Origin of the sequence: Streptomyces sp. NPDC047841 (assembly GCF_040704085.1) — a bacterium.
Lineage (GTDB): Bacteria > Actinomycetota > Actinomycetes > Streptomycetales > Streptomycetaceae > Streptomyces > Streptomyces argyrophylli.
In genome coordinates this window covers 310,947-323,788 of sequence record NZ_JBEYRP010000013.1, presented here as the reverse complement: position 1 = coordinate 323,788, position 12,842 = coordinate 310,947, and the positions used below count along the sequence as shown (strand labels likewise).

13 protein-coding genes and 2 pseudogenes are annotated in these 12,842 nt (G+C 70.8%); 9 read left to right on the top strand and 6 right to left on the bottom strand.

The window, feature by feature from the left end:
* Positions 1 to 211 (top strand): annotated as a pseudogene (locus AB0947_RS23785) (IS110 family transposase); the annotation flags it as partial.
* Between the two features lie 160 nt (positions 212 to 371).
* Positions 372 to 658: pseudogene (locus tag AB0947_RS23780) on the top strand (hydrolase); the annotation flags it as partial.
* 23 nt (positions 659 to 681) lie between these two features.
* On the opposite strand, the gene AB0947_RS23775 reads toward AB0947_RS23780, so the two are convergent.
* The 3 genes from AB0947_RS23775 to AB0947_RS23765 all read right to left on the bottom strand — a co-directional run bounded on the left by AB0947_RS23775 (position 682) and on the right by AB0947_RS23765 (position 3,555).
* Positions 682 to 2,577, bottom strand: a complete 1,896-nt coding sequence (locus AB0947_RS23775) for an arabinofuranosidase catalytic domain-containing protein (protein WP_366752339.1) — start codon at positions 2,575 to 2,577, stop codon at positions 682 to 684.
* Between the two features lie 332 nt (positions 2,578 to 2,909).
* Positions 2,910 to 3,230, bottom strand: a complete 321-nt coding sequence (locus AB0947_RS23770) for a hypothetical protein (RefSeq protein ID WP_366752338.1) — start codon at positions 3,228 to 3,230, stop codon at positions 2,910 to 2,912.
* 163 nt (positions 3,231 to 3,393) lie between these two features.
* Positions 3,394 to 3,555, bottom strand: coding sequence for a hypothetical protein (locus AB0947_RS23765; RefSeq protein WP_366752337.1), 162 nt, complete (start codon positions 3,553 to 3,555; stop codon positions 3,394 to 3,396).
* Between the two features lie 842 nt (positions 3,556 to 4,397).
* On the opposite strand from AB0947_RS23765, the gene AB0947_RS23760 reads away from it, so the two are divergent.
* The 4 genes from AB0947_RS23760 (at position 4,398) to AB0947_RS23745 (ending at position 7,009) form a co-directional block, all read left to right on the top strand.
* Positions 4,398 to 5,006 carry a hypothetical protein gene (locus tag AB0947_RS23760; protein ID WP_366752336.1) on the top strand — a complete coding sequence of 203 codons (609 nt, stop codon included), beginning with the start codon at positions 4,398 to 4,400 and terminating at the stop codon, positions 5,004 to 5,006.
* Between the two features lie 211 nt (positions 5,007 to 5,217).
* Positions 5,218 to 5,373: a hypothetical protein gene (locus tag AB0947_RS23755; protein WP_366752335.1), complete on the top strand. Its 156-nt coding sequence runs from the start codon at positions 5,218 to 5,220 to the stop codon at positions 5,371 to 5,373.
* 35 nt (positions 5,374 to 5,408) lie between these two features.
* Positions 5,409 to 5,870, top strand: a complete 462-nt coding sequence (locus AB0947_RS23750) for a hypothetical protein (protein WP_366752334.1) — start codon at positions 5,409 to 5,411, stop codon at positions 5,868 to 5,870.
* A 140-nt stretch (positions 5,871 to 6,010) separates the two neighbouring features.
* Complete coding sequence (locus AB0947_RS23745; protein ID WP_366752333.1) at positions 6,011 to 7,009, top strand: helix-turn-helix domain-containing protein; 999 nt, start codon at positions 6,011 to 6,013, stop codon at positions 7,007 to 7,009.
* Positions 7,010 to 7,952: 943 nt separating this feature from the next.
* On the opposite strand, the gene AB0947_RS23740 is transcribed toward AB0947_RS23745, so the two are convergent.
* Positions 7,953 to 8,825, bottom strand: coding sequence for an aldo/keto reductase family oxidoreductase (locus tag AB0947_RS23740; RefSeq protein WP_366752332.1), 873 nt, complete (start codon positions 8,823 to 8,825; stop codon positions 7,953 to 7,955).
* 132 nt (positions 8,826 to 8,957) lie between these two features.
* Here AB0947_RS23740 and AB0947_RS23735 point away from each other — a divergent pair, with 132 nt between their 5' ends.
* Positions 8,958 to 9,392, top strand: coding sequence for a helix-turn-helix domain-containing protein (locus AB0947_RS23735; RefSeq protein ID WP_366752331.1), 435 nt, complete (start codon positions 8,958 to 8,960; stop codon positions 9,390 to 9,392).
* A gap of 152 nt (positions 9,393 to 9,544) precedes the next feature.
* Here the strand turns inward: AB0947_RS23735 and sigJ are convergent, their stop codons facing one another.
* Complete coding sequence (sigJ, locus tag AB0947_RS23730) at positions 9,545 to 10,492, bottom strand: RNA polymerase sigma factor SigJ (protein WP_366752330.1); 948 nt, start codon at positions 10,490 to 10,492, stop codon at positions 9,545 to 9,547.
* Between the two features lie 188 nt (positions 10,493 to 10,680).
* Between sigJ and AB0947_RS23725 the strand changes: the two genes are divergently transcribed.
* Positions 10,681 to 11,379 (top strand): NAD(P)H-binding protein, encoded by a 699-nt coding sequence (locus AB0947_RS23725; protein ID WP_366752329.1) that lies wholly within the window; start codon positions 10,681 to 10,683, stop codon positions 11,377 to 11,379.
* 249 nt (positions 11,380 to 11,628) lie between these two features.
* On the opposite strand, the gene AB0947_RS23720 is transcribed toward AB0947_RS23725, so the two are convergent.
* Positions 11,629 to 11,907, bottom strand: coding sequence for a hypothetical protein (locus tag AB0947_RS23720; protein WP_366752328.1), 279 nt, complete (start codon positions 11,905 to 11,907; stop codon positions 11,629 to 11,631).
* Positions 11,908 to 12,055: 148 nt separating this feature from the next.
* Here AB0947_RS23720 and AB0947_RS23715 point away from each other — a divergent pair, with 148 nt between their 5' ends.
* A complete protein-coding gene (locus tag AB0947_RS23715; protein ID WP_366752327.1) occupies positions 12,056 to 12,829 on the top strand; it encodes a maleylpyruvate isomerase N-terminal domain-containing protein in 774 nt (257 codons plus the stop codon).
* Positions 12,830 to 12,842: the final 13 nt, after the last annotated feature.

Below are 12,842 nucleotides of genomic sequence, written 5' to 3'. Positions count from 1 at the left end.
GGCAACCGGCAGCTCAAACGCGCGATGTTCCTCTCCGCGTTCGCCGCCCTGCACGATCCCGCCTCCCGCACCTACTACGACCGATGCCGGGCCCGGGGCAAGACCCACACCCAGGCACTTCTCCGCCTGGCCCCGCCAACGGATCAATGTGCTGTTCGCAATGCTCCGCGACGGCACCTTCTACGAACCCAGAACCCCACGCCTGGCTTGACGAAAGACATAGAGGCACCCCCCCCCGCGGTGGCCCGCGGGTCCATGTCCGGCCGGTCGCGCCGGCCGGGGCCGGGGTCCGCAAGGCGCAGGCAGATCTCGTCCTCGATCCGGGCCTCCTCCGGCACCACGGCCTCGGCATCGCGCCCCTGTCGCACCCGTACACCGTCTCCGGTGACTGGAACTCGGGCACCGGCTGCGGTGTGCAGTGCCTCTGGGGCTACGGCCACTGCAGCGACCGCGCCGGGAACGCCGCCACGTTCGCCTTCACCGGCACCTGGATCACCCTGCTGTCCCACCGCGATACCGGCGACGGCTACGCGGCGGTCGGCATCGACGGCGGCGCCGAGCAGCGTCTCAACTGCTACGGCGCGATCCGCACCGGCGAGGCGCTCCAGTCCTCGGCCCGCGCCTGCCCTACGGGCAGCACACGTTGCGGGTGCGGGTGATCTGCCATGTTCTGACGTTGCGTCAGCTCAACGTGAACCTCTGTGCCACCGAGCCGTTGCAGTCCCAGATGCGCAGCCTGGTGCCGTTGGCTGTGGCGCCGTTCGGCGAGTCCAGGCAGCGGCCCGACTGGGGGTTGAACAGAGAACCGTCCGAGCGTTGCTGCCAGTTCTGGCCGCCGACGCCGTTGCAGTCCCACAGCTCGACCTCGGTGCCGTTGGCGGTGCCGTTGCCCTCGATGTCCAGGCAGCGGCCGAGCGAGCGCAACGAGCCGTTCGCGTTGTGGTACCAGTGCTGGTCGACGGCGTAGGACTGGCAGTCCCACAGCTGAACGGCCGATCCGTTGCCGCCGCTGTCGTCGGCTGCCACGTCGAGGCACTTGCCGCCGGGTGCGGCGACCGGGGCGCCGCCGTTGACGGAGAACTTCTGCGCCGGCGAGCCGTTGCAGTCCCAGATCTGCAGCCTGGTGCCGTTGGCCGTCGCGCCGTTCGGCGAGTCCAGGCAGCGGCCGGACTGCGGGTTGCGCAGGGAGCCGTCGGCCTGCTGCACCCACTTCTGGCCGCCGACGCCGTTGCAGTCCCACAGCTCGACCTTGGCGCCGTTGGCGGTGCCGTTGCCCTCGATGTCCAGGCAGCGGCCGATGGTGCTCAGGGAGCCGTCGGCGTTGTGCTGCCAGTGCTGGTCCTCGGCCCAGGTCTGGCAGTCCCACAGCTGTACGGCGGTGCCGTTGATGCCGGTGTCGTCGGCGGCGACGTCCACGCACTTGCCGCCGGGGCCGGTGACGGTGCCCTGCGGGCCGTTGGGCACGTCGGTCTGGCCCGCGTAGCCGACGGAGACGATATTGGCCTGGACGGCGTTCTCGGCGGCGTCACTCGGATAGCCGGCGACCATGACGCCCTCGAAGAAGGTGCCCCGGTTCCAGTTGCTGTTGTCGCCGCCGGTGCCCAGGATGATGCCGCCCTCCTGGTGCATGGGCTTGTAGCCGCCTCGGGTGGGCAGCCCGCCGTCCCACCAGGTGGTCAGGGCGCCGGTCTGTGCATTGCCGCCCTTGAGGGCGTACTTGGTCTGCCCGTCGTTCTTCAGCACGGCGGTGACGAAGGGGCTGTCGTTGCCGCGGTTGGCGGTGTTGGAGCCGTTGTCGCCCTGGAACATGCCGTTCTCCAGGTCGGCCTCGACCCACGGTCCCGAGCCGGTGCACGGCGCGAAGTAGCAGGTGGTGGCGATGGAGACGGCGTCCATGTGACCGTTGCCGGTGTCGGCGGGAGTGCTTTCGGCATTGCCGTAGTCGAAGCAGCAGTCGGAGCCGACGTGGGTGCCGGAGGCCACCATGTAGGCGCCCTCGGGCCGGCCGTCGACGGCGACGCCGGAGGCCACGCCGGTGTAGCGGTAGCCGACGCCCGGCGAGATCCAGATGCCGTAGACCTTGTGGCCGCCCGCGGTCACCGCGATCTCACTGGCGTCGGCGCCGCGGTCGGCACCCATACCGGCGGTCCCGGCCGGGCCGGGGGTGAGGTCGTTGTGGCGGGAGGTCTGGTCATAGACCTTGGTCATGCGGCACGTGGTGTTCTGGCAGAACACGTCCTGCTGGGCGGCGTTGGCGTAGCCGCCGGGGGCCAGCAGTCCGATGTCGGCGCGGGCCCCATCGGAGGCACGTGTGACCTGGTAGAGGGGGCCGTTGTAGGACGACACCAGGGCGCGTGTGGTGCTGTGCGCGGCGACGCAGGGGGTGCCGGCCGAGCCGTAGATGTCGCACGGCAGCGAGCCGGCCGCCCGGGAGACGGCGGGGAAGGCGATCAGGGCGCCGAGGACGAGGCTGAGAGCGGCCACGGCGGACAGCATGTGCCGCAGGGGGCGGAAGACCGCAGATCCCGCGAGGAGGCGCCGGATGCTTCGCGCGTCCGTGGTCAGTGCTCTGCGCATGGTGTGCTCCCGTCACTGTGGGGGGAATGGAGCCCAACCTGCCGATGCGACGGCGGAGTTCACGCCGCTCGGCACCTTCGCCGGGAAGGTACGCGCACCGGTCGGGCGCGTCAATATTTGTTGCTTAACTTTCCTTGACCGCCGACAGGACTTCTGGATCTGTTGTCTTCTGTTGGTCCAGGGGTCGATTCGGCCACTCGCCGGTGCCTTGGCCCGGACCGTTCCAGGGTAGCCCGAAGCCCTCCAGGGCCCGGTGGGTACCGGGCCCTGGAGGGCGCTGTTCGCTCTCGCGGGGCAGGCGGCGGAGACGTGCCGGGGTACGGCGCCCTTCGTCAGCGGGCGGTGGTGCCCGCCGCCGCGCCGGCCGCGATGAGCTTGCGGTTGATGTCCCTGACCTGGTCCGGGTAGACCTTCAGGACCGCACGGTCGTAGGTGATCAGGCCGTTGAGTTCGCCCTCCACATCGCTGATCTGGGTGTAGACCGAGCCGGAGAGTCCGGCGGCGGCGTCCGGGATGACCTGGCTGGTGTTCTCCACGTAGGTCTTGGCCATCTCGGCGATGCCGGCGGGGCCGTCACCGTAGTCCTGGCCGCCCGCGACACCCGCGATGTGACCGGGGATGGCGAGCGAGTAGCCGCCGTGCTCGCCGTCCACGGCCGCTCGGGTGGCGTCCGGGGCGGGGGTGGCAGGCCCGTGGTAGAGGTGGTGGTCGATGACGTCGCCGCGGCCGGAATCGCCCTTGGACGCACAGCAGTTGACTCCCGAGTGGGCGTCGACCAGGCGTGAGGGGTCCTGCTGCTTGACGGCGTCGGCGAGTTCACCGGTGCCAGCCCACCACCAGCAGGTAGGACCAGCCGGCCGCGGCAGCGGCCCGCGCGGTGACCGCGAACTTCTCCGCGTCCGCCCGCTCCACCCGTCTGGCAGGGCGTACACCCACCACCCGCACCCCGTCGTCGTCCCAGACAACGAAGTCCGGCACGTGCGTCACCCGCCGCCCGGCCAGCTCGAGCTCAACGTGAACGGCTGCGGCAGAGCCGTCCGGGCCCTCTCAGCGAAGTCGACCACCAGAAGAAGGCGTCGCTCAGCCAGGCTCTCGAACCCGTGCAGCCGACCCGTCGACGTGCTGTGACGCAGCCCAGGCCTGCGCCGCTGTCCAGCTCGCCACGTGAAGCGCCGTACCGGCGACATCGCGACCGGCGGTGGGCCGCAAGAGAGCTCCGACAGCGGAAATACGACCTCGGCTCCGTCTGCCGACCATTCAGCCGCCCAACCGCGCAGCGACTCCTGCGCTACCTCAGCTTCGATCGCCTGAGTGCCCCCGCAGGGCAGAAGCAAGTCGCCCAGCCTGCTCAGGTGCGACCACGCCTCCGGCAATGCGGGACGACCTCACCACGGACAGCTCTCCACAGCGCCAGCGCACCACGCCCACAGAGCGCAAAGTGGAGCATCCAGAGAAACAGCCCAGGTCAACCTGCGGAGCCGCTACCCTGCCCGTTCACCCCCCCATCACTGGCGGGTGGCTACCTTCGCGTACACGGGCGCGGTTCTAGCAGTGCGCATTCAACTCGCCTGGGGGCCTGTTCACCGCCTCCACGACGACCAGGGCCGTGATGACGCCGACGGGGCCGCCCGGTGAGCGTGCTGCATCCGGCCATCCTTCGAGGCTGAGGAGGGGCGGCGGTCTTCCCCATACAGCGGGAGCGCTCCCGCAACGCGGCACGGTTAGACAGCGTTCGAATGGATTGCCGGGCCTCTTTCACGGCGTGGAAGCTTGCCGCGCACCGACAAGCCGACCGAGCTCGGTGCGAGGGGGAGCCGTCGATGGCTGACACGATGGTGGAACAGGCCCATGGGGGGCCCGAACAAGGCGGCGACGGCGGGCTGTCCCTCAGCACCCGTACCACCACCCAGTCGTTCCAGGCGGTGATGGACCTGGACTGGCTGACAACGTCCCTCTCACGTACGTACCGCATGCGCAAGGCCCTCATCCAGTGCCCTCTGCCGTGGGAGACCAGGGCGTACGACATCGGCGACAAGGCCGCGGACGACGCCGTGGAAGCCGGTCTGAGGGACGACAGCAGCACCGGCCTGGGTCAGCTCTTCGCCGCCACCGGCATCCGGGCCCGCGACTACTGCATCCGTGCGGTGATCATCAGGGGCCGCACCATGTGCCCCGACGTCTGCTGTCGCGCACCGCCGCGCGAGTCGTGTGCGCGGCCGGGGCCGTCCCCGCGCTCGCCACCGCCGCCACCACGGCTGACCGGGCCGGCCTCACCTCACCGGCCGCCGTTCCCGAACACGCGTCCCGCGTACGGCCGCGCACGGGAGCTGTCGGCTCCAACGGCTGGTCTATGGAGCAGAGCCGTGCCGGGCACCGGAGCCACCGCGCCGTACGGCTCGGCGCGGTCTCTACGGTGCTCATCCATCTGATCAGCCGCTACCACTACGACGTGGAAGCTCTCGGCCCGGGCGACGTCCTGGGCTTCCGGGCCCCGCACGGCCTGTGCGGCTTTCGGACCGACTACGCCTCGGGCAACGCCGTCGCCATCCGCCACGGCGCCCACCCGCCAGGGGCGGCCGGGGGGCCCTTCCCGGCTCAGCGTGCCGCCGTCGCCGACATCCTGGCCGACTGCGCGGGGGGGTGCGGTGGGGCGGCACCCTCCGCACCCCCTACGACGCGCACTTCCACATCGGCGTTCCCGCTTCCGACGACCGCCTCGACCGGCTGGCCGCCCGGATCGGGCGACGTGACAAGACGCCCGGGCAGGGCCCCGGCACGACCACCCTGCGCGGCTGAATCCCGAGACGAAACCGACCCTGTAGGAGACACCAGTGAGGAACACAGCGAAGTCCCTGGCCGCGGCGTTCGCCGCCGCGGCCGTCGTCACGGCCCTGGGCGCCACCGCCACCCCCGCCTCCGCCGCTCCGTCGAGCGCGCAGTACGACACGGCCTGCAACGTCACCTACTCCTACATTTCCGCCGGCGCCCACCACGGCGCCGGCGAGGTGAACTACTGCCGTCTGTGGGGCGGCAGCATCGGCGTGCGGTCGGCACCCGGGTCGAGCACCCTCGTCGGCACCATCAACAGCGCCAACACGAACTGGTTCCGCGGGGACACCGTGGGCGCGCAGTTCTGCTCCAGCGGCTACTGCAACAACGCCTGGGCCTTCACCGAGGCGGACAACGGCAATTGGGGCTGGGTGCCGGAGGTGTTCTTCTCCAGCTCCAACACGAGCTGGGACCCGAATCTGCGCGACTGCAGCGCCTACCCCGGCTTCTGCGCCCCCTTCTAAAGGCGCGCTCACGCACCCAACGGAATCCGGCCGCGGCGCACCTGCGCCGCGGCTCATTCGCGCCGACAACCATACGCAGCAGTCAGTCGTCTCACTGACGGTACACCGACCACCGTGCCGCACCCCCCACCGCATTGTGAGTGACCGACTCGATGCTTCGAATCCACTTCACGGCCCGCGATCTGGAAAACGTCCGCATCGCCCAGCAACCCGATCCCCTGTGGGAACTCGTCTGCGCCGTCCGTCGGCTGAGCACCCGTCAGGAGCCGCTCGTCTTCACCGGCTGGCGCCGCTCGGTCGCCGACCGGCTCTTCGCCGACGCGCAGGCCGAGCACGCCGTACGGCTGTCGAAGTCCCTGATTCCCGCCACCGGTTACATCCCGGACTTTCTCACGCCGCCCGTCACCGGAGAGGGTCTGTCCGCGGGCCTGGAACAGGTACGGGCCACACCGCGCGAACGATTACTGCGCGATCTGCTGCTGTTCGCCAAGACTCGCGCGACGCCTGGCTCGGCCACGGGCCCGACCGATTCCGGCCACATCTTCGCCGCCTCGCTCGCCGCGGCCTTCGAGTCGTCCTTCCGTGCCCTGCTCGCACCGTACTGGGGCCCCGTACGGTCGGCGGTGGGCAACGATGTCGCGCTGCGCTCGCAGGCCCTGCTCGAAGGCGGGACACGCGCCCTCTTCGACGGGCTCCGGCCGTGGGCCCATTGGAAGGCTCCCGTGCTGGAGGTGAACTACCCGAGCGCACGCGACCTGCATCTGGGAGGCCGCGGCCTGCTGCTCGTGCCGTCGTACTTCTGCTGGCGCAGGCCGACTTCGCTGGCCGACCCGAACCTCGACCCGGTACTGGTCTATCCGGTGGCCAAACCACCGCTCGGCCTGGTGGGATCGAGTGAGGAGCGGCTCGAACGACTGCTGGGCCGCACGCGCTGCGCCGTCCTGATGGACGTCGCCCGGCATCGCGGCCGTACGACCACGGAGATCGCGCGGACGCTGGGCATCGCCGTTCCCAGCGCCAGCTACCAGATCAGTGTGCTGCGCGAGGGGGGCCTCGTCGTCAGCCGTCGCGATGGCAAGTACGTCCTGCATTCGGCGACCGCCCTCGGCCGCGGTCTGCTCGATAGCAGCAGCGTATGACGGGGGTACGACGGACCGGTCCCGGCGGGTCCGGCGCACGGTTTCACGGAGGGGATGCGGCATGGCGACGACAGCGGCGCGGGTGAGTGCTCATGCGTGGGTGGGGTGGTGAGGGCTGAGCCGGTGTGGGTGTGACGTTCACCGGGTTGCGGAAGGGCCTTCTGGGACGAATGCGCAGGTCAGCGTCTATGCCGACACCCGCCTGGTGGTGGCATCCGCCCGGCCGGCAGCCGGCAACAGGTGGGCCGTCGATGGATCCTGGGAGTGGGTGCTTTACCGGGCTGATGGCCCGGGTCGGCGTCGGCGAGGATCTGGCCTGGGCTGTATCGGTGGGCTCCGCGGGCGTGTGGGTTTACCAGCACGGGGCCGGGGCCCCGCACAACAAGGGGCCCCGGCCGGCGGGCCGGGCGACCGCCGCCGTCGGCCGGTCCCGCGGGGCGGGCTGGTCACGAGGATCAGCCTCGCAGGCGACGCCTGCTGGCGGCCTCTGGCGTTCGTCCGCACGGCGGGCGGGGTAGGTCGGTGACGCAGCCCGCCCTCACGGACGTCGTGGCTCGCCTCCTGTGCGTTGCCCGGCGACGTGGTTGTACCTCACCAGGCCGGACGTGGTCCTGGCGGACAAGGCCCTGCTCGTGGCGTGCGATCCGCGATCATCTGCGCAGTGGCGGCAGCCGGGCGGTCATGCCGGTGGCTGCCGGGCAGCTCGGCCGCCGACTACGGCGCGGCAGCGGGGGCGGGGGCGGGGGCGGTAGAGCGTCGGTCTTCGACCGCGACGCCGACATGCAGCACCGTCGAGTGGTGCGTCGATCGCCTGACGCAGTGGCGCGGTATCGCGGTCCGCTGCGAGAAGGCCGCGGCCGTCTACCTGGCCGGACTCCCCATCGCGGGGCATCTTCCCTTGGTCCGCCCGATAGATCGGTTTGGTCGGTGATCTTTGTGGGGTTCAGTGGCCGATGCTGTCCAGTTCCGCCAGATCCTCCTCGGACAGTGAGAGACCGGCGCCCGCGATGTTCTCGCGCAGGTGAGCGGTGGACGACGTACCGGGGATGAGCAGGATGTTAGGCGAGCGCTGCAGCAGCCAGGCCAGGGCGACCGACATCGGTGTCGCCCCCAGCCGGTCCGCGACCCGTGACAGGGCCGTGGACTGCAGCGGGGTGAAGCCTCCTAGGGGGAAGAACGGTACGTAGGCGATGCCATCGGCGGCGAGGTGATCTACGAGGTCGTCGTCGTGGCGGTGGGCGAGGTTGTACATGTTCTGCACGCACACGATCGGGGCGATGCTGCGCGCCTCGGCGACCTGCTCCTCGGTCACGTTGCTGACGCCGAGGTGGCGGATCAGTCCCTCCTGCCGGAGATCGACGAGCGTTTCGAATGCCTCGGCGATCGAGCCGGGCTGGGGGCCCTGAGCGTCGCCCATGCGCATGTTGACCAGGTCCAGGGTCTCGACGTCGAGGGACTGGAGGTTGTCATGGATCTGCTTGCGCAGGTCTTCGGGGCGCCGGGCCGTGGGCCAGCCGCCCTGCGCGTCGCGGACCGCACCCACCTTGGTGGCGATGAACAGCGACTCCGGGTAAGGGTGCAGCGCCTCACGGATCAACTCGTTCGTGATGCGCGGTCCGTAGGCGTCGCTGGTGTCGATATGGGTGATCCCCAGGCTGACCGCCTCGCGCAGCACGTCCAGGGCGCCGTCGTGATCGGCGGGCGGCCCCATGACCCACGGGCCGGCGAGCTGCATCGCGCCGTAGCCGAACCGGGTGACGGAGGAGTCACCCAGCGTCCAGGCTCCGCCGGGAAGAGGTGCGGAGGGCGTGTTCATCGTAATGCCTTTCACTTCATGCGAAGGGGGTGGTGTCTCCGGCCCCCGTGCACCAGTGTTGGAGAGAAACTCCCCACCGGGAAGTAGGCACTTGGAAGTGCGTAACACCCCAGAAAGTATGAGGAACCATCAGTGACGACGACGAAGGCTGACGACAAAGCACAGGCCAAAGCGGAGTACAACGCATTCCTGGCGGCCTGCCCCAGCCGTCAACTGCTCGACCGGATCTCCAACAAATGGGTCGTCCTCATCCTGTGCGCACTGGGCGGTGACACACCCGAACACACCGGCACATCACCCACCCCTCAGGCGATGCGCTACTCCGAACTCGCCCGCCTCCTGACCGGCGTCAGCCAGAAAATGCTGACCCAGACCCTCCGCGCCCTCGAACGCGACGGCCTGCTCACTCGCACCGTCACCCCCACCGTCCCCGTCACCGTCACCTATCAACTCACCGACCTCGGCCACTCACTCCACCACCTCACACAACCACTCAGGCACTGGGCCCAGACCCACATGGACCAAGTCCAAGCCCACCGCGAAACACACGACGCACAAACCTCCTGACGGGTCGGAGCCCTGGTTCGGCATGCCTGCTGGGGCAACGGCAACGCTGGCGGCACAGCTCTCGGGCCCTCAGGCGGCAGCGGCACTGGTGACTGGCTCGCCGCTGCCGGGATGTCGTTCGCGAACGGCGTCGCGGGCCCCGGCCGCTGCCCTCAGCTCCTGGGGTGCGGGGCGTCCGGGTCGAGGGCCGAGAGCTTGTCGGGGTTGGTGACGAGGTAGACCTCGCGGACCTGCTCACCGTCCGAGTCGAGGTCCAGGACCATCACCGCGCGCGGGGAGCCGTCCGCGAACACCACCACGGCCGCGTCCCCGTTGACGTCCCGGTGCTGGATCTCCAGTCCCGCCGCCTGGCGCGCGGCGAAACCGGTCACGGCCCGGGCCACCTTGTCCCGGCCCTGGATCGGTCGCGGCGCCGCCTGTGCCTTGCCGCCGCCGTCCGTCCACAAGGTGGCCCGCGGTGCCAGGATCTCCAGCAAGGCCCCCAGATCGCCGCCGAGTGCCGCGGCCAGGAACCGTTGCGTCGCCTGGCGCCGGACCCTTGGGTGCGCGTGGTAGCGGGGGCGGCGGGCGCGGACGTGGGCACGGGCGCGGTGCGCGAGTTGGCGTACGGCGGCGGGGCTGCGGCCGAGGATGTCCGCGGTCTCGGTGTGGGCGTAGCCGAACACCTCGTGCAGCACGAACACCGCCCGCTCCAGCGGGGTCAGGGTCTCCAGGACCACCAGCAGGGTGAGGGACACCGACTCGGTGCGCAGTGCGCGCTCGGCGGCGTCCTCACCGGCGCCCTCGGCGGGCGGGACGTCCGTGAGGAGGGGTTCGGGCAGCCACGGCCCGACGTAGGTCTCGCGCCGCCGGGCGATCCGCGCGCGCCGGCCGAGCGCCTGCCGTACGGTGATCCGCACCAGGTAGGCCCGCGGGTGCTCGACTTCGGGCGCTCGCCCCGCCTTTCCTGCGTCCGTGCGTGCCGTCCAGGACAGCCAGGTCTCCTGGAGCACGTCCTCGGCGTCGGTGACGGTGCCCAGCATGTTGTACGCCACCGCGAACAGCAGCTCGCGATGGTCGAGGAAGGTCTGGGTGGCGGCGTCCGTCCCGTTGTCGGCCATGGCATCTCCTCACGACGTCTGCCCACCCGGAGGGGACGGACCCCGGGAAGTGTGACATCGGCGTCGCGGTGTGTGTCGTAGGTCTCATGCCGCGCGGTCCCTGTCACACCTGCCGCCGTAGGGGCCCTCCCAGTTCGCGACAGCAGCGAGGCTCAGGGAAAACGACAGTGAAAGAGGGGGAACGTGCCATGCGACTCGTCGTGTTCGGCGCGAACGGGCCGACCGGTCGGCAGGTCGTCAAGCAGGCGACCGCCGAGGGCCACACCGTCACCGCCGTGACCCGTCACCCCGACGACCTGCCACGTCCGCCCGGCCCGCCCCGGCTGCGGGTCGCGAAGGCCGACGTCCTGGATCCGGCGGCCGTGGAGAGTGTCGTCGCGGGGCACGACGCGGTGATCTCCGCGCTCGGCGTCCCGTACGGCCGGGCCCCGGTCACCGTGTACTCCTCGGGCATCGGCCACATCACCCGGGCCATGACCCGGCACGGCCTGCGGCGGCTGGTGTGCGTGACCTCCACCGTGCTGTTCGATGTGCCGGCGCCCGGCGAGGGGTTCTTCCTGCGCAGGGTGCTCGAACCGTTCTTCGTACGGGTCGTCGGGCGCACGGTCTACGACGACATGCGCCGCATGGAGGACATCGTGCGGGCCAGCGGCCACGACTGGACGGTCCTGCGGCCCGCCGGCCTCTTCGACTCCGGCCGGGTCAGCGCTTACCGGCTGGCGCCCGCCCGGCTGCCCGGACGGTTCACCTCCCGGGCCGACCTGGCCCACGCGCTGGTCCGCGAGGCCGTCACCGAGGGGCATGTACGTGCCTTCCTCGACGTGCGCACCACCCAGGGCACCCCGCGCATGCTCGACGTCATCAGGAAGGAGGCGTTCGGCAGATGACACACCGCGGTGGGGCGGGCCGGCCGCGGCAGGGGCAGGTGGGCGCCCCAGGATCGACGGGGCCCTCGACGCAACCGGCACCCGGACGGTTCGCACCCGGCCCACGGCGCGTCCCGGACGGAGCGTCCACGCCGTACACGCCCTCGCCGCGCTCCGTTCGTTCCGCGCCGCCCGAACCGAAGGTGCCCTGATCTGCGTGATCCTCGACGACCTGTCCGCCCGCAGAGGTAGGACATTGGCCGAAGAAGGCTAGGCCGGCACGTGGACGAAGCCCTCGGTCCAGTGGTCCTCGTCGAGGTCGTACTCGCCGATCTGGAAGCAGTCCGGCTCGTCGGCGAAGCCCGGTAGCAGACGCGCGCGGCGGATCCGCTCTTCGGCCGCGGCCTCGGAGGAGTAGATGCCGAGCAGCTTGACGTCGTCGCCGTCCTGCTCGTCGAGGAACACTCCCCCGTCGTCGTGGTGAATCGTCTCGTCGTTGGGGCCGGCTTCGTTCTGGTGGCTGATGTGCCAGAGGGGGTAGGCCTTCACGGGCGCAGGTTACCCCGGGCCCATCCGGTGGCGAGCAGTGCGCGCAGTTCCGGGGCGGTTTCGGCGCCGGCGCTCCGCCCCGGCCGTCGGCGCGTTCGTCGGACGAATCCGCTGTCCGGTGGCCGGGGCGCCGTGATACACAGCGGACGTGGCACACATCTTGGAGTTCTCAGAGGTCCTGCGGCTCATCGAAGACCGTTCGGCCGCGTTCCGCGCCGCGATCGCGTCCGCCCCCGACCTCGACGTCCAGGTCCCGACCTGCCCGGACTGGACGCTGCGCGAACTGGCGCAGCACCTCGGCGACGGCCGCCGCCGCCAGGCCGCCATCATCGCGGCGGGCCCGGGCGCCGAGCCCCCGGCGAGGACGGACCCGAAGGGAGCGCCGACCGCGCCGCGCGACCGCGAGGCCCTGGACGCCTGGCTCGCCGAGTCGACCGAGCTCATGCTCGACGCGCTGCGTGCGGCCGGCCCGGACCGCGGCTGCTGGACCTGGTGGGGCCGCTCGCAGGCCCCGCAGACCAGCGGAGCGGTGGCCCGGCACCAGGTCCAGGAGATCGCCGTCCACACCTACGACGCCCAGCTCACCCAGGGGGCCGCACAGCCGCTGCCGACGGACGTCGCGGTCGAGGGCGTCGACGAGTTCCTGACGACCGTCTCGGCGACGACCGTCCCCTGGCCGTTCAAGCCGGCGACCATCGACCTGCACACGACCGAGGGCCGCTCCTGGCGCCTGACCCTCAACGCCGACGGCGTCCGCTGCGACGACCTCGCCGCCGACGCGGAGCCGGGCGACATGACGATGCGAGGCACAGCGAACGAACTGGTCCTCTACTTCTACGACCGCGTCCCGCTCGACGGCCTGAAGACCACCGGCGACACCGAGCCGATGGAGCTGCTCGCGGACTGGGACCCCAACGCTTAAAAGCGTGCGTTTG

Excerpts from the sequence above, each read along its gene's own strand:
- AB0947_RS23775 (WP_366752339.1), bottom strand. The coding sequence starts at position 2,577 with ATGCGCAGAGCACTGACCACGGACGCGCGAAGCATCCGGCGCCTCCTC.
- AB0947_RS23760 (WP_366752336.1), top strand. The coding sequence starts at position 4,398 with ATGGCTGACACGATGGTGGAACAGGCCCATGGGGGGCCCGAACAAGGC.
- AB0947_RS23740 (WP_366752332.1), bottom strand. The coding sequence starts at position 8,825 with ATGAACACGCCCTCCGCACCTCTTCCCGGCGGAGCCTGGACGCTGGGT.
- sigJ (WP_366752330.1), bottom strand. The coding sequence starts at position 10,492 with ATGGCCGACAACGGGACGGACGCCGCCACCCAGACCTTCCTCGACCAT.
- AB0947_RS23725 (WP_366752329.1), top strand. The coding sequence starts at position 10,681 with ATGCGACTCGTCGTGTTCGGCGCGAACGGGCCGACCGGTCGGCAGGTC.